At 60.1% G+C, this 17,824-nt stretch carries 18 protein-coding genes, 1 tRNA gene and 1 pseudogene; 15 read left to right on the forward strand and 5 right to left on the reverse strand.

The features are described 5' to 3' along the window. Positions 1-96: 96 nt before the first annotated feature. The gene (locus B3H86_RS07895; RefSeq protein WP_292052692.1) at positions 97-981 is read left to right on the forward strand and encodes an ATP-grasp domain-containing protein; all 885 of its coding nucleotides are present in this window, start codon (positions 97-99) and stop codon (positions 979-981) included. On the opposite strand, the gene nth is transcribed toward B3H86_RS07895, so the two are convergent. Next, positions 978-1,727 carry an endonuclease III gene (gene nth, locus B3H86_RS07900; protein ID WP_292052694.1) on the reverse strand — a complete coding sequence of 250 codons (750 nt, stop codon included), beginning with the start codon at positions 1,725-1,727 and terminating at the stop codon, positions 978-980. The two genes, B3H86_RS07895 and nth, sit on opposite strands and share 4 nt — an antisense overlap. 155 nt (positions 1,728-1,882) lie before the next feature. Between nth and B3H86_RS07905 the strand changes: the two genes are divergently transcribed. The 5 genes from B3H86_RS07905 to B3H86_RS07925 all read left to right on the forward strand — a co-directional run bounded on the left by B3H86_RS07905 (position 1,883) and on the right by B3H86_RS07925 (position 6,453). Further along, entirely contained in the window at positions 1,883-2,935 is a 1,053-nt protein-coding gene (locus tag B3H86_RS07905; RefSeq protein ID WP_292052695.1) for an HlyD family secretion protein, read from the forward strand. Continuing rightward, the gene (locus B3H86_RS07910) at positions 2,932-4,530 is read left to right on the forward strand and encodes a DHA2 family efflux MFS transporter permease subunit (protein WP_292052697.1); all 1,599 of its coding nucleotides are present in this window, start codon (positions 2,932-2,934) and stop codon (positions 4,528-4,530) included. Before B3H86_RS07905 ends, B3H86_RS07910 begins: the two co-directional genes overlap by 4 nt. Then, entirely contained in the window at positions 4,530-5,123 is a 594-nt protein-coding gene (locus B3H86_RS07915; RefSeq protein ID WP_292052699.1) for a TetR/AcrR family transcriptional regulator, read from the forward strand. Before B3H86_RS07910 ends, B3H86_RS07915 begins: the two co-directional genes overlap by 1 nt. Positions 5,124-5,233: 110 nt before the next feature. Next, complete coding sequence (locus B3H86_RS07920) at positions 5,234-6,013, forward strand: creatininase family protein (RefSeq protein ID WP_292052701.1); 780 nt, start codon at positions 5,234-5,236, stop codon at positions 6,011-6,013. Further along, positions 6,013-6,453, forward strand: a complete 441-nt coding sequence (locus B3H86_RS07925) for a hypothetical protein (RefSeq protein WP_292052703.1) — start codon at positions 6,013-6,015, stop codon at positions 6,451-6,453. Before B3H86_RS07920 ends, B3H86_RS07925 begins: the two co-directional genes overlap by 1 nt. On the opposite strand, the gene B3H86_RS07930 is transcribed toward B3H86_RS07925, so the two are convergent. The 3 genes and pseudogenes from B3H86_RS07930 to tsaD all read right to left on the reverse strand — a co-directional run bounded on the left by B3H86_RS07930 (position 6,450) and on the right by tsaD (position 9,020). After that, a complete protein-coding gene (locus B3H86_RS07930; protein WP_292052705.1) occupies positions 6,450-6,833 on the reverse strand; it encodes a Rieske (2Fe-2S) protein in 384 nt (127 codons plus the stop codon). The genes B3H86_RS07925 and B3H86_RS07930 overlap by 4 nt on opposite strands. Beyond that, positions 6,830-7,839 (reverse strand): annotated as a pseudogene (locus B3H86_RS07935) (NAD(P)H-dependent glycerol-3-phosphate dehydrogenase). Before B3H86_RS07935 ends, B3H86_RS07930 begins: the two are co-directional and overlap by 4 nt. A 38-nt stretch (positions 7,840-7,877) precedes the next feature. After that, positions 7,878-9,020, reverse strand: coding sequence for a tRNA (adenosine(37)-N6)-threonylcarbamoyltransferase complex transferase subunit TsaD (tsaD, locus tag B3H86_RS07940; protein WP_292052707.1), 1,143 nt, complete (start codon positions 9,018-9,020; stop codon positions 7,878-7,880). A 111-nt stretch (positions 9,021-9,131) separates the two neighbouring features. On the opposite strand from tsaD, the gene hemC reads away from it, so the two are divergent. From hemC to B3H86_RS07970, 6 genes are all read left to right on the forward strand, one after another. After that, positions 9,132-10,073, forward strand: a complete 942-nt coding sequence (hemC, locus tag B3H86_RS07945; protein WP_292052709.1) for a hydroxymethylbilane synthase — start codon at positions 9,132-9,134, stop codon at positions 10,071-10,073. Between the two features lies 1 nt (position 10,074). After that, positions 10,075-10,767, forward strand: a complete 693-nt coding sequence (locus tag B3H86_RS07950; RefSeq protein WP_292052711.1) for a uroporphyrinogen-III synthase — start codon at positions 10,075-10,077, stop codon at positions 10,765-10,767. Between the two features lie 44 nt (positions 10,768-10,811). Further along, positions 10,812-10,887: transfer RNA gene (locus B3H86_RS07955), tRNA-Thr, on the forward strand. Positions 10,888-11,137: 250 nt separating this feature from the next. After that, positions 11,138-12,100 (forward strand): COG2958 family protein, encoded by a 963-nt coding sequence (locus tag B3H86_RS07960; RefSeq protein ID WP_292052714.1) that lies wholly within the window; start codon positions 11,138-11,140, stop codon positions 12,098-12,100. Between the two features lie 473 nt (positions 12,101-12,573). Continuing rightward, complete coding sequence (locus B3H86_RS07965) at positions 12,574-12,918, forward strand: hypothetical protein (RefSeq protein WP_292052716.1); 345 nt, start codon at positions 12,574-12,576, stop codon at positions 12,916-12,918. A gap of 105 nt (positions 12,919-13,023) precedes the next feature. Then, complete coding sequence (locus tag B3H86_RS07970; RefSeq protein ID WP_292052718.1) at positions 13,024-13,311, forward strand: hypothetical protein; 288 nt, start codon at positions 13,024-13,026, stop codon at positions 13,309-13,311. A 150-nt stretch (positions 13,312-13,461) separates the two neighbouring features. Here the strand turns inward: B3H86_RS07970 and B3H86_RS13935 are convergent, their stop codons facing one another. Beyond that, entirely contained in the window at positions 13,462-14,004 is a 543-nt protein-coding gene (locus tag B3H86_RS13935; RefSeq protein WP_409450211.1) for a helix-turn-helix domain-containing protein, read from the reverse strand. A gap of 260 nt (positions 14,005-14,264) precedes the next feature. On the opposite strand from B3H86_RS13935, the gene B3H86_RS07975 reads away from it, so the two are divergent. The 3 genes from B3H86_RS07975 to B3H86_RS07985 all read left to right on the forward strand — a co-directional run bounded on the left by B3H86_RS07975 (position 14,265) and on the right by B3H86_RS07985 (position 17,764). After that, positions 14,265-15,788: a hypothetical protein gene (locus B3H86_RS07975; protein ID WP_292052721.1), complete on the forward strand. Its 1,524-nt coding sequence runs from the start codon at positions 14,265-14,267 to the stop codon at positions 15,786-15,788. 291 nt (positions 15,789-16,079) lie between these two features. Then, complete coding sequence (locus tag B3H86_RS07980) at positions 16,080-17,231, forward strand: tyrosine-type recombinase/integrase (RefSeq protein WP_292052723.1); 1,152 nt, start codon at positions 16,080-16,082, stop codon at positions 17,229-17,231. After that, positions 17,228-17,764 (forward strand): hypothetical protein, encoded by a 537-nt coding sequence (locus B3H86_RS07985; protein ID WP_292052725.1) that lies wholly within the window; start codon positions 17,228-17,230, stop codon positions 17,762-17,764. Before B3H86_RS07980 ends, B3H86_RS07985 begins: the two co-directional genes overlap by 4 nt. The last annotated feature ends 60 nt before the right edge of the window (positions 17,765-17,824 follow it).

The following is a 17,824-nucleotide window of genomic DNA, read 5'->3' on the forward strand; positions in this document are numbered from 1 at the left end:
GCAGGAGATCGGTTTTGTCCCGGTGTGTGACGGTGCATGGTCGCCGTTGCGGCAAACCCTTTTGTCAACTCGGCCAAGTCAGATCATAAGCGGGATATGGCCAAGATCGTCGTTCTCACACCCTCCCCGTCCGATCCTTCCTATTCCAGCCAGTGGCCCGTTGTCATGGACCGCCTGAAGGGTGCCCTCGAGCCCGCAGGCTTTGATGTTTCGACCAGCCCGTGGACGGATCACGTCACATCGGTCGAGGGTCTGCGGGACTATGACCTGATCCTGCCCCTGCTGACGTGGGGCTATTACACCGACTATGCCGACTGGTGCCGCGCCTGCGACCTGTGGGAGGCGGAGGGCCTGCCCGTGGCCAATCCGGCCCGCACCCTGCGCTGGAACTCCGACAAGGCCTATCTGAAAGGCCTGCGCGATGCCGGTATACCGATGGCCGCGACCCTGTTTGTCGATCAGGCGAACGAACAGAATGTCGCCGAGGCTTTTGACGCGCTCGGCACCGATGTCCTGATCGTCAAACCCACCATTTCGGCGGGCGCATGGCGCACCTTGCGTATCCAACGCGGCGACGATCTGGCAGCGGCCATGCGCGATGCTCCGCAAGGGGCGGCGATGATCCAGGCCTATCTGCCCTCTATCGAAACGGCGGGCGAAACCTCGCTGCTCTTCTTTGGCGGTGCCCTCAGCCATGTGGTGAACAAGCGCCCCGGTGCCGAAGGCGAGTTCCGCATTCAGGTCCAGTACGGTGGCCGCTATCAGGCCCTGCCCCAGCCGCCGCAAGGCGCGCTGGCACTGGCCGAACAGGTGCTGGCACAGTTTGATGACGATCTGCTCTATGCCCGCATCGACATGACCCAGACCGATGACGGCCAATGGGTGCTGATGGAGGCCGAACTGGTCGAACCGGACTTCTATCTGGCCTCGGACCCCAAGGCAGGTGCCCGCTTCGCCGCCGCCGTCAAAGCGCGGATTTAATCGGCAAAGCTCGCCCGCGAGGGGCAGATGTCCGCAAGGATACAGCCCCCGCATTTGGGCCGCTGCGCCAGACAGGTATAGCGGCCATGCAGGATCAGCCAGTGGTGTGCCTTGGCCAGCCATTTCCTGGGCACCACCTGATGCAGCTGGTCCTCGACCTTATCCGGCGTCGAGCCGTTGGCCAGCCCGAGGCGGTGCGAGACACGGAAGACGTGGGTGTCGACGGCAATCGCTGGCTCGATGCCCAGTTCGTTCAGCACCACGCTGGCGGTCTTGCGGCCCACGCCCGGCAGGGCCTGAAGGTCCTTGCGGTTCAGCGGCACCTCGCCGCGGTGCTGGTTCACCAGTATGCGGGCCGCCGCGATCACGTTCTTGGCCTTGGTGCGATAGAGGCCGATCGAGGAAATCAACGGGATCAGCCCCTCCTCGCCCAGTGCCAGCATTTTTTCCGGCGTGTCGGCCACGGCGAACAGGGCCTTGGTCGCCTTGTTCACGCCGACGTCGGTCGCCTGTGCCGACAGGGCCACCGCCACCACCAGTGTATAGGGATTGACGAAATCCAGCTCGGTCTTGGGATCGGGCATGATGCCGGACAGGCGCTCGAACACCGTCTCGACCTTGGCCTTGGACGGTGGCCAGCGGACGATCACACCCACCGGAGCCTTCTTGGGCTGGCGGGATCGCTTTGCAGGTCCGGTCGGGGTCAGGCCGGACAGGACGGCGGTGCCGGGCTTTCGCTGTGTCATGCCGAACCCATGCATTTGCCTCTGCCGGATTTCAAGAGCCTCAGCCTCCGCCATCAAAGTGCGACATTCTGGCGCAGTTAATGCTGGACAAAGGTGCGTGGTTGTTTTTTAGACAGTGCGTCCATTTTTAGAAATTGAACAGAACGACGGTTTCCATGAGTGCTTCTGCACGTAAGCGCCTCCCGCTGATCCTCGCCATTGTTGTCGGCCTGGCCCTTGTTGCAGGCGGTACCTGGTGGTGGATCGGCAAGCAGCGCTGGGAAAAGACCGACAACGCCTTTGTCGAAGCCGACATGGTGTCTGTTTCACCGCGCATCGGCGGCTCGGTCGTCGAGGTTCTGGTGCGGGACAACCAGCATGTCGAGGCCGGGCAGCTTCTTGTCCGGCTGGACGACGCCGACGCCCGTGCGGCACTGGCCGAAGCAGAGGCCAATCTCGCGGCTGTTCTCGCCTCGGTTGGAAATGTCGAGGCCCAGATGGCCCAGCAACAGGCAGCCATCGCCGCACGCGCCGCAGCGGTTGATCGCTCGACCAGCCAGGCCAGCCTCGCCCAGAAGGAAAGCCAACGCTACGGACATCTGGCGGCACAGGGCTGGGTTTCAAGCCAGCGTATGGATACCCAGCAGGCCGCCGTCGACAATGCCCGCGCCGGTGTTGCCGAGGCACGCGCCGCGCTGACGGCTGAACAGCGCACAATGGCCGTGCTGCAATCGGCCCGCTCGCAGTCTTCGGCCTCCGTCGATCAGGCCCGCGCAGCGGTCGAAAAGGCCAGGCTGACTTTGGAGCGCACGGAAATCCGCGCGCCCGTGGCCGGTGTTGTCGGCGCGCGCGGTGTACGCGTCGGTCAGGTCGTACAGGCCGGACAGCCCCTTATGTCCGTGGTGCCTGTTGCGGATGTCTATGTGGTCGCCAACTTCAAGGAGACCCAACTGGACCGAATGAAGCTGGGCCAGAAGGTCGAGATCAAGGCGGACGCCTATCCCAAGCTGAAAATCTCGGGACACATCGATAGTTTCGCCCCTGCGACGGGTGCGGAATTCGCCCTGATCCCCGTAGAGAATGCCAGCGGAAACTTCACCAAGATCACCCAACGCGTTCCCGTACGTATCGCGATTGACGATGCCGCCGACGCCCAGCTCCGTCCGGGCCTGTCGGTGCATGCCACGGTCGATCTGAAGAGCCAGACCACGGCGACGACAGCCCCGTGACCGAAGCCGCCGCCCCCGTGGGTTCACCGGCGAAGGCCGCCGGAGCCGAATCCGCTCCAGTAAACTGGACGGTCCTCATGCTGGGTTTTGCCGGCATGGTGATCGGCCAGTTCATGGCCATTCTGGATATCCAGATTGTCGCCGCATCCCTGTCACAGATCCAGGCGGGCATTGGTGCCTCTGCCGACGAGATCAGCTGGATCCAGACCGCCTATCTGATCCCCGAAGTGGTGATGATCCCGCTGTCGGGTTTCCTGTCGCGGCTGTGGGGGACGCAGAAGGTCTTTCTGGCCTCCTGTACTGGATTCCTGATCACCAGCGTGGCGGTGGGCCTGTCCTCGTCCATCGAGATGATGATCTTTTTCCGTGCCGTGCAGGGCTTTGTCGGCGGGGCCATGATCCCTACCGTGTTCGCGGTCGCCTTCACCGCCTTCCCGCCCGAGCGGCGCGTGACGGCCAGTGTGATCATGGGCCTGATCGTCACCCTGGCACCGACCATCGGCCCGACGCTGGGCGGTCACCTGACCGAGTGGCTGAGCTGGCGCTGGCTGTTCTTCATCAACGTCTTTCCGGGAATGCTGGTGCTGTTTCTGGTGGGTCGCTACGCCAATTTCGACAAGGGCGACCCGTCTCTGGCCAAGGGCTTCGACTGGTGGGGGCTGGGCCTTATGGCCGTGTTCCTGATGAGCCTTCAGTTCGTTCTTGAAGAGGGCGCAAAGGAAGACTGGTTCGCCAATGATCTCATTCTGCTGCTGACGGTGGTTGTCGCGGTCACCGGCCCTGTCTTCGTGTGGCGTTCGCTGTCGTCCAAAAATCCCATCGTCGAGTTGCGGGCCTTCGGGAACCGCAACTTTCTGGTGGGGGTGATCATGACCTTCATCGTCGGCGCGGCCCTGTTCGGTGGCTCTTTCCTGATCCCGCTTTTCCTGTCGCGTGTGCGCGAATATTCGGCCGCCGAAGTCGGCACGACCATGATCGTCTCAGGCCTTAGCATGTTTGCGGTCGGTCCTTTTGTCGGTCGTCTGGTGCGCAAGGTCGACGCGCGTATCCTGATGTTTGTCGGCTTCATCATGGCCTCATGGGGCATGTGGGATGCCCGTCTGGTCACCGAAGAATGGGCGTTCTGGGAGTTTGCTGGCGTACAGGCCATGCGCGGCGCAGGCATTATGATCGCCATGATCGCCTCGCAGCAGGTGACCATGACCACCCTGCCCCCGCACATGGTCAAGAACGCCTCGGGACTGGTGAACCTCTCGCGCAATGTGGGCGGTGCTGTGGGGCTGGCCCTGCTCAACACCAGCCTGACCGAGAACGCAGCGCGACATATGGTCGAGTTGACCAGTGCCGTTGACCAGACCAATGGACAGATGCGCCAGATGATCGAAAATCTGGCCTTGCGGTTCGCCAATTCCATCGACCCGCACGCCTCTGCGCTGAAGGCCGTCTACGGCATGATGCAGAAACAGGCGACAACACTGGCCTTCGGAGATGCTTTCGCACTGTTGGCCATCGCCTGCGCGGTTGCGGCCTTTGTCACGCTGTTGTCGCGCCCCGTCAAACCGGGGTCTACCCCGCCGTCCTCGGAGGTTCACTGATGCCCAGAGCACCAGGACAGGTCGATGAACAGAAGAGCACGGCCATCCTGCAGGCCGCGCTCGATCTGTTCGCGGCCAAAGGCCCCCGCGCCACCATGACCGAAATCGCCCGCGCCGCGGGCGTTTCCAAACAGACCCTCTACAACCGCTTTGCCTGCAAGAGCGACATCGCGCGCGCCCTGCTCAACCGCCGGTCGATGGCCATCACCGCGCCGCTGGACAATGATGTGCCCTTGGAAACGGCGCTGGCCAGCGTTGCCGAAGGGCTGATAGAACGTGCCCTTGATCACCGCAGCTCGGAGCACATGCGCGCCCTTGCGCTGGTCGCCCGCGATGATCCCGGACTAGCCCAGGCGGTGTTCGAGGCCGGTCCGAACCAAAGCCTGTCAAGGATCGCCGAGTTTCTTCGCCGTCAGGATGCCAGGGGCAAGCTCAGCGTTTCCAATCCAAAGGAAGCTGCGGAAATCTTTATCGGTATGGCGCTGGGCCACAGCCATTTCCGGCTGATCCTTGGCCTGCAACCGTTTGAATACGACCCCAAGGTCCACGCGGCGGAAGCAGCCCGCCGTTTCGTGCGCGCCTACGCCCCCTGATATATCGCCTCTGATATTTCAGATGACAGGTTTGGCCTTTCCCTGCGGATTGGCCTAAAGCCAATAGCACCTGAAGCTGGCGACGGCCGCCAGCCCTGCGGAGCCTATCCATGCTGATCCATCTTTCGTCTTGGCCTGAAATCGATGCGCGTCTGAAGTCGGGCGGTGTCCTGTCCAAGACGGTTGTCGTTCCGATCGGTTCGAACGAACAGCATGGCCCGACCGGCCTTCTGGGCACCGACTGGCTGTGCCCCGAAATCATCGCCCACGCCGCCGAAAAGACCAATGACGACATCGTCGTCACCCCGACCTTCAACATCGGCATGGCCCAGCACCATCTGGCCTTCCCGGGCACCATCACCCTGCGCCCCTCGACCTTCATGGCCGCCATCGCCGACTGGGTGTCGTCGCTGACCCGCCACGGTTTCGAGCGCATCTATTTCCTGAACGGCCACGGCGGCAATGTCGCCACCATCGAAGCCGCCTTTGCCGAAATCTATGCCGAATGGTCGTTCACGCCCGAGCCGTGGGCCGAGCGTCCGCCCTTCATCCTGAAGCTGCGTAACTGGTGGGACCTGCCGGGCGTGCAGAAATTCTGCGAGGAGATGTTCCCCGTCGGTCACGGGTCCCACGCCACCCCGTCGGAAATCGCCGTCACCTACGCCGCCTATCCGGACCGCGTGAAGACCGCGACCTATGAGCCGAAGATCGCCCCGAACGGCCCGATCTGCGACGCCAACGATTACCGCGCCCGCTTCCCCGATGGCCGCATCGGTTCGGATCCGGCACAGGCCTCGCCCGAAAAGGGCCAACAGATCATCGACAAGGCCCTGCCGGCCCTGATCGAGGACCTGACCGCCTTCGCCACCGAAGTCCTGCCGGTCGCCTGATGAAACATTCGGCCCGTTCCGTCCTCAAATCGCTGGATACCCTCAACCGTCTCGGCCTCGAGACGGCTGAGGCCTCGGTCTATGTGGTCAACCAGCGCCTTGGCATGGCAGGACAGGCCGGACTTTCCGAAATGGGCGTCATGGGCCCCGAAAAGGTCGAGGCGGCGGCCGCCTCGGCCGTCGCAGGGGCCCTCAGCGCCATCGATGTGGCCACCATCGCCGCGGACATGACCAAGCGCCAGCTCGACAATGCCGTCGACAAGCTGGGCAAGGCCCGTGACATCCACGATGCGGGCGCTTGGCTGGGCGAAGCGGTCGGGCAGTCGCTAACCGACGGCCTCACACTCTGGAACCGGATGCTGACCGGACAGGTGGAGATGCTGCGCCCGATCCATTCGCGGGCCACCGACAATGCCCGCCGTCTGGCGGCCCGCGACTAGGCGGTTTTCACCACCCCGTCCACGACCTGAACCGGCCACGGGGTCAGCTTGCCGCCTGCGCACGGACCACCGACGCATTTGCCGCTGATCGGCTCGAACACCGCCCCGTGCCAGCCGCACAGGATCAGCTCACCATCACGGCTCAGATAGCGGTCCAGCTCTACGGCGATCGGAAAGCCCGCGTGCGGACAGCGGTCGACCCATCCGGCCACCTCGCCGTCCTTCTTCACCACAAAGCCATGGAAGAAGGCATCACCGATCTGCAGCACAAAACCGCGCGATCCGGGATCAGCCAGATCGCTTTCCAGACACAGGGTCACATTGGCGGGCGTTTTCCAGACCCGCTTGCGCTGTTCGGGAGCGGCGGCCTCTTCGCTCATTCGCGCTCGGGCTTCAGCGGACGCGACAGCAGGCTCTCGATGGCGGCATCGACCGTGGTCTCGCCCGCCAGAACCGCCGCGACAGCTTCAATAATCGGCGTCTCGACGCCCAGCTTGCGCGACAGCTCGCGAACGGCCGGAGCGCTTTCATAACCCTCGGCCACCGAGCGTTTGCCCGCCAGCGCCTGTTCGACCGTCTGGCCCTGACCCAGAGCCAGACCCAGACTCATATTGCGCGACTGCGGGCTGGAGCAGGTCAGTACCAGATCGCCCAGACCGCACAGGCCCGTCACCGTCTCGGCACGTCCGCCCAGCGCCTCGGTCACGCGCACGATCTCGGCAAAGCCGCGGGTGATGACCGCGGCGNNACCGCGGCGTGGGCGCTGCGGCCCATCTCGCGGCCCTCGACGATGCCACAGGCGATGGCCAGAACGTTCTTCAACGCCCCGCCCGTCTCGGCACCGATGATGTCGTCGGCATAGTAGGGACGGAAGACCGGACCGGACAGCGCGCCGGCCAGCTTCTCGGCCATGTCGATGTCGGCGCAGGCCAGCGTCACGGCGCTGGGCAGGCCACGGGCCACCTCACCGGCAAAGCTGGGGCCCGACAGGACCGCCGTGGTCGCGTGAGGAATGGTTTCCGACAGCACTTCGGCCATCAGTTTCAGCGAGCCGCGCTCGATCCCCTTGGAGCACAGCACCACCGGCAGCCCCTCGAGGGCATGCGGCGCAAAGGCCGACAGGGTGGCGCGCATGTGCTGGGCGGGCGGCACCGCCAGAATCAGGTCGCAACCGGCCAGATCGGCCAGTTCGGGCGTGACCGCGATGCCCGCATCCAGTTCCACATTCGGCAGGAAGGCTTCGTTGACGCGCCGCGCCCGAATGCTCTCGACCACCTCGGGCTCGCGCGCCTGAAGCGTGACCTTGAGGCCCGCTGCTGCTGCGCTTTGTGCCAAGGCGGTACCCCACGCACCGGCCCCGATCACACCTGCCGTTTTGAATTCCATAGTCACTCCGCTGGCCCCGCCCCCGCGAGGGCCGTGCCTTAAGCCTTGGCGCCTTTACGGCCCTGTTTCTTGTGCACAGGATCAACTGTCGCACGCGCCTCGTCCAGAGGCCATCTGGGACGCGCCACCGCATCCATATCCGACACCCAGCCTTTTTCCAGCCTTTCGGCACCGGCCAGCGCAATCATTGCGGCGTTATCGGTACAGAAGGCCATCGGCGGGGCGAAAAAGCCAAAGCCGTATTTGGCCGCCAAATCGGTCAGGGTCTGGCGCACCGTCTTGTTCGCCGCAACACCGCCGGCGACAACGAATAGACGCTGTCCGCCCTTGGCAGCACCGGCTTCGGCATCAAACGGCTGCAAGTCGGCGTGGCGCTCCAAATAATCCTTCATCGCCCGCTCGGTGCGCTCTTTGAGTTGGCGCGCGATGGCTTTTTGCACGGCATCGGCCAGATCGGCCTTGTCCTGTTCCGTCTCGCAGGTCTGGGCCAGACGCGAGGCCGCGGTCTTCAGGCCCGAGAAGGAGAAGTCGCAGTCCTTGCGCCCCAACAGCGCGCGCGGCAGCTCAAAGCGCGATCCGTCCCCCTTGGCCGCCAGCTTCTCAAGCGCAGGGCCGCCCGGATAGGGCAGGCCCATGGCCTTGGCGATCTTGTCAAAGGCTTCGCCTGCCGCATCGTCGATGGTGGTGCCAAGGCGGCTCATATCGCCGATGCCGCGCACCTCCAGAAGCTGGCAGTGCCCGCCCGACACCAACAGCAGCAGGAAGGGATAGGCCGTCTCGGCCCCCAGACGCGCCGATACCGCATGGCCTTCAAGGTGGTTGATGGCGACAAGCGGCAGATCGCGCGCCAGCGCCACGGCCTTGCCGTAAGACAGCCCCACCATCACCCCGCCGACCAGACCCGGCCCCGCCGTCGCAGCCACACCATCCAGCGCGTCCCAATCCAGACCCGACTGGGTCATAGCCTGACGGGTCACGGTATCGATCATCTCGACGTGGCTGCGCGCCGCGATCTCCGGCACCACGCCGCCATACGCCGCGTGCTCGTCAATCTGGCTGTGAATGACACTGGACAACACCTTGGCACCGTCTGGTCCAAGGCGCACGACCGAGGCAGCCGTCTCGTCACAGCTGGTCTCCAGGCCCAAAACAGTTAGAACTAGGGTCGAATTTTCGACCATCGGACTGTCTGTCCGATTTGCTCCGCTTGTCGGGCTGATATAGTTCGCGCCGGTATTCATCGGGTCGAGGTAGCGGCCCACCCCACCTTTCGCAATGTCTGGCGCGTTTTCATGACCCCGCTTCTTCGCATCGGCACCCGCCGTTCCAAGCTCGCTCTCGCCCAGTCGGGCATGATGCAGCGTGCCATCGGCCGTGCCCTCGGTGTTCCCGAAAACGAGGTCGAGACCCTCATTCCGCTGGTCGAGATCGTGACCACGGGCGACAGGATACAGGACCGCCGCCTGCTGGAAGTGGGCGGCAAGTCACTGTTTACCAAGGAAATCGAAGAAGCCTTGCTCGACGGTCGCGTCGATCTGGCTGTCCACTCGATGAAGGATGTTCCGGCTGAACAGCCCGCGGGACTGGCCATCGCCGCCATCCCAGAGCGCGAAGATCCGCGCGACGCCTTCATTAGCCATAAGTCCAAAACCTTTTTGGGCCTGCCGCAGGGGGCAAAAGTGGGCACGGCCTCGCTGCGTCGCCAGGCACAACTTCTGTCTGCCCGTCCGGACCTTCAGATCGAAATGCTTCGCGGCAATGTGGATACCCGCCTGCGTCGCCTGAACGAGGGTGATTTCGATGCCATCCTGCTGGCCTGTTCAGGCCTGAACCGCCTTGGTTTCGATGAGGTGATCACAGAACGTCTGGCCCTTGATGCCTTCCTTCCCGCCCCCGGTCAGGGCGCATTGGCGCTCCAGACCCGCGCCGAAGACACCGACAGCGCATGGGCCATTGCCCTGAACCACGCCCCTACCGCTCTGGCTGTGGCTGCTGAACGCGGGGCCATGCTCGCTCTGGAAGGGTCGTGTCGCACGGCCATCGGGGCTTATGCCCATATCCAGCAGGACAGACTGTTCGTCGCGACCGAGATGCTTTCTCCCGACGGCCGCTCTCGCTGGACCCGCTCTGAATCGCTGCCCGCCTCGGCGACCGAGGCCGAAGCCCGCGCACTGGGTCTGGATTTGGGACATCAGGTCAAAACCGCCGTCGGTGACCAACAGGTCGCAGTCTGAGATGACAGCCCCCGCGCGCATCTGGGTGACACGAACTCTTCCGGGAGCCGAAGCCACCGCTGCGCGCCTCAGGCTTATGGGCCACGTGCCGTTGGTCCGCCCCCTCCTGGCCGTGCGGACCCTGGAGGGCGCTATGAACGCCGCCCCCTTTCCCCATGAGATTGCATGTCTGGCCCTGACCAGCCCAAATACGCTGGACGCCATCCGCAATGACATTGCCCGATACTCAAGCCTTCCTGCCTATGCCGTGGGCGACACCACCGCCTGCGCCGCACGAAAGGCCGGGTTCAAACATGTGTTCTCCGCATCCGGAGACATTCAGGCCCTTGCGGATATGATCCGCCGAGAGGCCCCCATCGGTCCCGTATTCGCGCCCGGCGCACAACGCCCTGCGGGCGACCTGCCCGCCTTGCTGCCGGACAGAAATGTCATCCGACTCGCTGTCTATGCGACCGATGAAACGGACGTCACGATTCCCGAAGATATCGATCTGGCCCTCGTCCACTCCCCGCGCGCCGCTAGAGCTCTCGCCAAACTGCTCTCGATTTCCCCCCGGCCACTGGACGTCATCGCCATTTCACAGGCTGCAGCACAACCATTTTCGGGCTTTTCAGACGTGCACGTCACCATTGCAGATCATCCTGATGAAGATGCCATGCTAAGAACCCTTGGCAATTCATCATCAGCCGTATAAGAAACCCGCCTCTCGCCATCGGTTCTACCGATTTGCGCACCAGGGCCGCTTTAGCTCAGCTGGTAGAGCACCGCATTCGTAATGCGGGGGTCACGTGTTCGAGTCACGTAAGCGGCACCACCCTTCCAGCCAGTATATGGACTTCGCCTAAGGCTAACGTGCCTTTGGCTAGGGTCCGTCGTGGGTTCCTAGTGGGTGTGCTTTTAACGTTACCGCCGACTTGAAAGGTTACAAGCTGACCTGCTCTTCTGCAGCTTAAACACACTCCTAAGTTTCACCTTAGATTATTCTGCCAGCGAGGCATGCCAAGACGCTTGATCGAATTGGGCCGCGCCTCATATGCTCTTTTGATTATTCCGCCACATCATGGATGGGACTTGCTTTGGTTGAAAAATTTTCCATCACTAAGTTCGTCCCGACAGTCCTAAAAGAACGCCCCGGACAACGGTTCATTGCTCGTGAAATAGCCATGCTCATCATGCAGCAATATCCAGATGCCTGCGAAGATAAGCGCTTACGCAGTAAAGCATCAAAGACCCCGCTCGATAATGATGACGCATTGCTGCAGCAAATCGTGGCTGAAATCGGCGCTCAACGAAAGAGACTTGAAGACCGCCTAGATATCAAGACAACCGAAGAGCGCCCTCGGAAGTATTACTATTCCACACAATCAGATACAGCGGAGATCGAGGCCGTCGAAAAAGTCTCTCCGCTAGCAGGCTATGACAACCAGCCAACCAAGCTTCTTGAGGCTGATCTCTATCCCATACTCTCTGAGTTCCTATTCAATGAGTTGAACATCTACTCCAAGCGAATTGATGAGAAACGATCTCGCAAGCAATATGGCCCTGATGGGAATAAGTGGCTCTACCCCGACCTCGTGGGCATTGAGGACCTAACCTCGAATTGGGAACGTGCAGTAATCGAATGCGTCTCGGCCAGTTCCGAGACACGCACCAAGCTTTATTCTTTTGAGGTTAAGCTCCTTCTGAATCGCTCCAACGTTCGAGAGTGTTTCTTCCAAACAGTCAGCAACTCTTCTTGGGCGAATTTCCCATACCTCGTCGCAGCTGAAGTTCAAGGCAGCGATACACTCAGCGAATTGCGTGTCCTCTCTGGAACACATGGCGTGGGATTGATCCGACTGGACCCCGAAAATCCAAGCGAAAGTGAAATCCTTATCCCGGCTAAAGAAAGGACCGAGATCGATTGGAATAGTGCCAACCGTTTGGCAGCATCCAGCACAGACTTTACAGATTACCTGAACCTTGTCCGTCAATTTTATCAGACTAAGGATATACGCCCGCAAGACTGGGATTATAGCGGAATCTAACCTTTGCAAGGGTGACTGCGACGCATCTCTGCGCAAATCTCGACATCTTATATGATGCGCACTTCCAAGCGCATGAGAGAACGGCTTTCAGAGGCGGCTACGGTCATCTCTCCCAGCGTTCCGTCAGCACAGTAACCACCACATAAGAAGTGCCCGACAGGAAAGTCACGGGGTCGTTCGGGGGGCGCTCGTAACACCCTGTCGGGCTACATTAGGTCAGTACGTTGACCTAACGTCATCATAGAACCACGACTTAAGCTTTACGGCGAGTCATATATATCGACGATATACATAAGTCGCACACCACCTCCCCCCCGCCCCCCTTTTTGCGGCGAGAGCTGCGTGACCCGACTTCGACTTAGACGCCGTTCACTACACCAAACCCAACTGACCCCCGTGGCCAACCGCTGCGGGGGTTTTTCTATGCCCGCAAAGGAACTCCCACCATCATCACCCTCTCCGACATCTTCGAGGTGTCAGCCGCTCTCGAGGACGGCAGCCTAGACGTCCACCTCAGAGCCCTGCTCGGCTTTCGCGCTTGGCACATGATTGTTGAGCACGAAGCAGAACTTGGCGCAGACGCCCTTATCCATGTCATCCAGGCTGGCGATAAGGCCGACACCATCAACACAGCCCTTGGCTTTGCCATCACAGGTGACGATGCAGAGCCGCCCTCCTTCGTGTCCATTGAAGATCACGGCGGTCAGTGGTTCGAACTGGCCTACGCTAGAGACGATGCCCCTCACCAACGCATCTTCATCGAGGTCCATCCAGACACCGATCAGGACCTTCTGACCATGTGTTTCGCCAACATGTGACGACACCAACAACTCCCAGCCCACAACGCCCTCACGGTCACGCCGTCGAGGGATTTTTTATGCCTGAAAGGTCCCCAATGCCTTCCAACACCCCATCACCTAGCCATGACCAGTAAGGTAATCACCCTGCTTATCGTGCTGCTGGTTCTGAGCCTTGCCAAAGTCCTCCTGATCATCCTGGCGATGGCAGCCTTGGGGCTCACGCTGTGCTGTCTCGCAGTAAGGCCAAGAGCCACCCTTCTGGCCTTAGCCCTGATACCCATCACATGCTTGGCAAACGCCAAACCGGGCCTTTGCATCCTCATGATCGCAGTGATCAGCATTGTGCTGATAGCCACCAAACCAAAGCCTAAACCTAGAGAGGTTCAAACCCTGTTGATTATGGACAACTAACCAAGAGATCGCTTCTGGAAGCGTACAGGTACGGCAATCATCAAGTCGTTGTTATCCGCCTTCCAGAAGCCCCCATCAAAGCTTCTCTCTGCGAGAGCAGAAGAACCTTAAAATGAAAATATCCTTCCATTTTCAGGGAAGAAGGCAAGCTCAGTCCTTATCGGACTTAGGGACGCTAGGCGGCACTCTCAAATGCGCAGTCGATGTACCAACTTTACCTGCACGATCAGGCATTTTGAGGCCATCACCTGAAACAGGTCCATAACTCAACGATGTTGGCGCAACGCCAGACATGCGCACTTCTGCCAGCGTCTGGATTATGAGCTGGGCTACCTCAAGGAGCTCCAAACCATCATCCGTGAGTGTTGCTGGCACGCTGTCAGCATCAACCAGTATCTTTCTCGACCACCCCTCTAAGCTTTGGATGTGCTTAGTCACAGCGCCTTGAGATAGGCCCAGCTCCTTCCCTACGGCTGATCGATTACGAAGCCGAGCGACGCACACAAACGTCTCTAGCCAAGCCAGACGCAAGTCACCGAAGTCCAAGCTCGCGTAACGCTGATTCGAATCACTTCTCACGACTGATTCGCTCCAATTGATGTCAGTGCACCAATGCCAAATCATATTCCAAAAAGGAATGAAGCGCTCCAAACTTTCATTGGATAGGACCTTTCCATTTTGGAATATGCTCATTTAAAATACTGTTTTCAAACGGATTTTTTGATGCTCAACTTTGATCATCAACCGAGGGAACAACTGCTCAACAAGCACCAAACCCGAGGTCGACCCTAACAACCCTTGAGGATCAAAACGTGGTTATACGATCTCATCCCACCCAACCGCCGAAGGGCCTACGGGTGCCTCCACCGCCCCCGCCACTGCCGACATCTAAAGAGGTAAAGGGGGAGCCCTCCGCCGTCGCTCAACCCCCTTTCACCCCTTCTGCATCCGAGATGCAAAGCAGCGCCCTCGCAGTCATCGCTACCGACACAGAGGCGCTGATCCCACCGAAGCCCGTCATCAGGCTAGTGGTGGGACAAGACGATGTTGCTGTGTACGAGGCCGAAAGGATCCTAGCCCTTATCGGTTTGTACTATGTCGTCAGCTGCCAACTGGTGCGTCTGGTACCGAATGGTACATCCTTCCAGTGCGAAGTGATCAACAACCAGACACTCTATGTCCTGCTGTGCGAGCTGTTTGAATGGCAGATCAAAAATCACAAAGGCGACTGGGTAACCTGTAATCCACCCCTACGCATCGTAAACGCCCTGCTGCACAATCAGGACCGAAAGCACCTGAAGACGCTCAAGGGCATCGCCAACCAGCCGTACCTACATAACCGTAGCTTCGTTACGACCGCAGGCTTCAATGCTGAAACCGGTATCTACGCTGCCTTTGATGACTCTGATTTTCTAGATCTGATCAATGTTACAGAGGAGGACGCTCGCTTCCGTTTGATGCAACTGAAGGCTGAGTTGGCAGAGTTCGAGTTTGAAACTCCAGCGGACCTTTCAGCAGCTTTGGTTGCCATTCTGACAGCGGTGTTGCGTACAGGCCTGCCCTTAGCCCCTGCTTTCAACATCAACGCTACGGTGTCGGGCAGTGGTAAGAGTTTTCTGGCCAAAATCATCGCTCTGTTTGCCACACCACTACCGCCCTATGTGACGAGCTATCCGACCAAGGCTGAAGAGGCCAGTAAGCTCATCTTGGCTATGTTGCTGGAGAAGCCTCCTGTCGTCCTGTTTGATGACATGCAGACCGACTGGAAGCCCTTTGGTGCCATCAACAAGGCTCTAACCAGCCCAACCACGACTGAGCGAGTTCTAGGCTCTAGCCGCACCGCTACGGCCTCCACCAATAGCCTGTTCCTTGGCACGGGTAACAACGTCGTGCCCATCAAGGACATGCGTCGTCGTGTCGTAACTATACGACTTGCACCCAAGTCTGATGCCGCAAGCCTGCGCACCTTCGAACACGACCCGTACAAACAAGTTGCCCGTTATCGTAACGCCTTCGTCAGCTTTGCTCTGAGCATCATCCAAGCCTACCTCCTGCACGGTAAACGCGATGAAACTATCACGCCTATTGGTTCCTACGAGGAATGGTCTGAACTGTGCCGTGAACCCCTCATCTGGTTGGGTGAACCTGATCCTGCCTCGAGCCTGATTAATCAGGTCACGGACAACACCGATAACGAGGCCTTGGGCGTGTTCCTGCAGGAATGGCGCAAGTTCTACATCGAGAAATCCGTCACGGTCCGAGAGCTTATCTCGGTGCCGCACACCCATTCGAATGCCAAGACCCCGCTGCTGGAGATCATTCAGGAGTTGCCCGTCACCGAGCGCGGAAGTGTGAACCCTCACATGATGGGCCACTATCTCAAACGCCATCGCGGTGTTCGTGTGAATGGCCTTCGCATCGAGGACGGAAAGTCCAGTGAGCGTAAGGCATGGTGTGTCCTGACTGACGACGAGTGACCCTCGCCGCCCCAGCCAAGGGCAGCCGCTAAAGGGGGAGAAGGGGGACGCCTCTTTCACCCCATTTGATCCCGGCCCTGCCGCCTTCAACCCGGCCCAGAAACCGGCCCCGCTGAGCGCTCAGTGGGGAACCGGATGGGACACCATCGCCGGGTCAAAGCCCCCCGCCTGAGCGGGCCACTCTGGGGCAACCGCGCCCCTCCCACACCCTAACCGCCGCCACCCGCTGCGCCCCTCCGGCACCGCGTGATGGCGCACGTCTGAACTAAACTCATCACAAGGATCAATCCTATGCCTAAAGCCCACTTCTCTAACGACTTCATCCGCCGTGTGACTGCTGAACCCACGGGTCAGAAGACCGTCTACTACTGCGAAGAGATCACCGGCTTCATCGTCGAAGTCCGTCAGAACGGCAGCGCTACCTATGCCCTGCGATACCGTGATCCTCGCGGGAAGCTGCGTCAGATTAAGATCGGCGGCGTCAATGACATCACTTTCGCCCAAGCCCGCAAGAAGGCTCAACAGCTTCGAGCCGAAACGGTCATGGGCGGTGACCCTCTAGCCAAGAAGGAGGAGATCAAGTCCATACCTCTGTGTGCCGTCCTACTGGATATGTATCTGGAGGACTCCAAGGCCCGCCTGAAGTCTCATGACACCAATGAGATGTATGTGCGTGTCCATATCCGTCCCAAGTGGGGCAAGGTTCCGGTCAATGAGATCGAGCACCGTGCTGTCGCTTCATGGCTTCAGGAGCTGGGCAAGACCCTCGCTCCGGCTACCGTCGAGAAGATCCGCGTCATCATGGGGCGGGCCTATCAGCTAGGCCAGAACTGGGGCGTTCCCGGCACCGATCGTAACCCGACACGTGGCATCGCCCGCAAGCCCTTGAACAATGCCCGTGATCGCTATCTGACGGCAGAGGAAGTCGAACGTCTGCGTGAAGCCTGCATTGTGTCCAACAACCCGATGCTGCAGCACATCGTTGGCCTTCTGCTTCTCACTGGTGCCCGTAAGCGCGAGCTTCTGGACGCCAAGTGGGAGAATGTGGATCTGGCGCGTCGCTCTTGGTTCATCCCTACCACCAAGACCGGCAAGCCTCGTCACGTGCCTCTGTCGCAAGCGGCCATCGACATTATCGAGAGCCTACCGCGCTACAACGGATGCCCGTGGCTTGTGCCGAACCCGGACACGCAGAAGCCCTTCGTCTCGATCAAAAACGCTTGGGCCTATGCGATCAAGACGGCCAACCTTCCGGGACTTCGCATCCATGACCTACGCCACTCTGCGGCGTCCTTCATGGTCAACAGTGGTGTCGATCTGTTCGCGGTCGGCAAAGTGCTGGGTCACGCCAGTTACCAATCGACCCAACGCTATAGCCACTTGGCAAACGACACCCTCTTGAAGGCCGTCGAGGCTGGCGCGGCAAAGCACAAAGCCTGGTGATCAACCCTACCCTCTGGGCTGGCTACGGCAGGCTCAGGGGGCGCTTCACCATCATTGATAAGGAAATCATCATGACGACTACAGATGCGCCTCTATACGGCGACAAGACGCTTTCTGAATGGGATCGGAAGTGGGAGCCCGTGCCGAACTGGCAGAAGGACTATCAGGACGATCTGAAATATCGCGTGGGCCTGTACCGCTTCCTTGAGAACGGACGGATCTTGTTGATTGGTGTTGGCACCGCTGAACACGGGGCCTTGGCCAAACGCATATCGGATTACCGACGCCCCAGCCCTAGCGGACGACGTTGTCACTCCGGCCAGTACATCTATGAAAACCGTCACCGGCTACAGGTCGAGGTGATGGTGGTCGGAGATGTAAATAATGAGCAGGCAGCAATAACAGCTCGCGAGTTGAAGCCACTTATGATCGAGCGACACAAGCCAGAACTGAATGTGCCTGCTGATGTCATCGCACAAAAAATCCAGTGTCTGAAATCATCCCATATAGCGTCACAGCCATCTTACCCATGACGTTTCAATGATGTCGGGAGCACTGAAGTACAAGGCTTGGTGAGGATACACCTACCCTCT

Origin of the sequence: Brevundimonas sp. UBA5866 (assembly GCF_002432125.1) — a bacterium.
In the GTDB taxonomy this organism is placed as follows: domain Bacteria; phylum Pseudomonadota; class Alphaproteobacteria; order Caulobacterales; family Caulobacteraceae; genus Brevundimonas.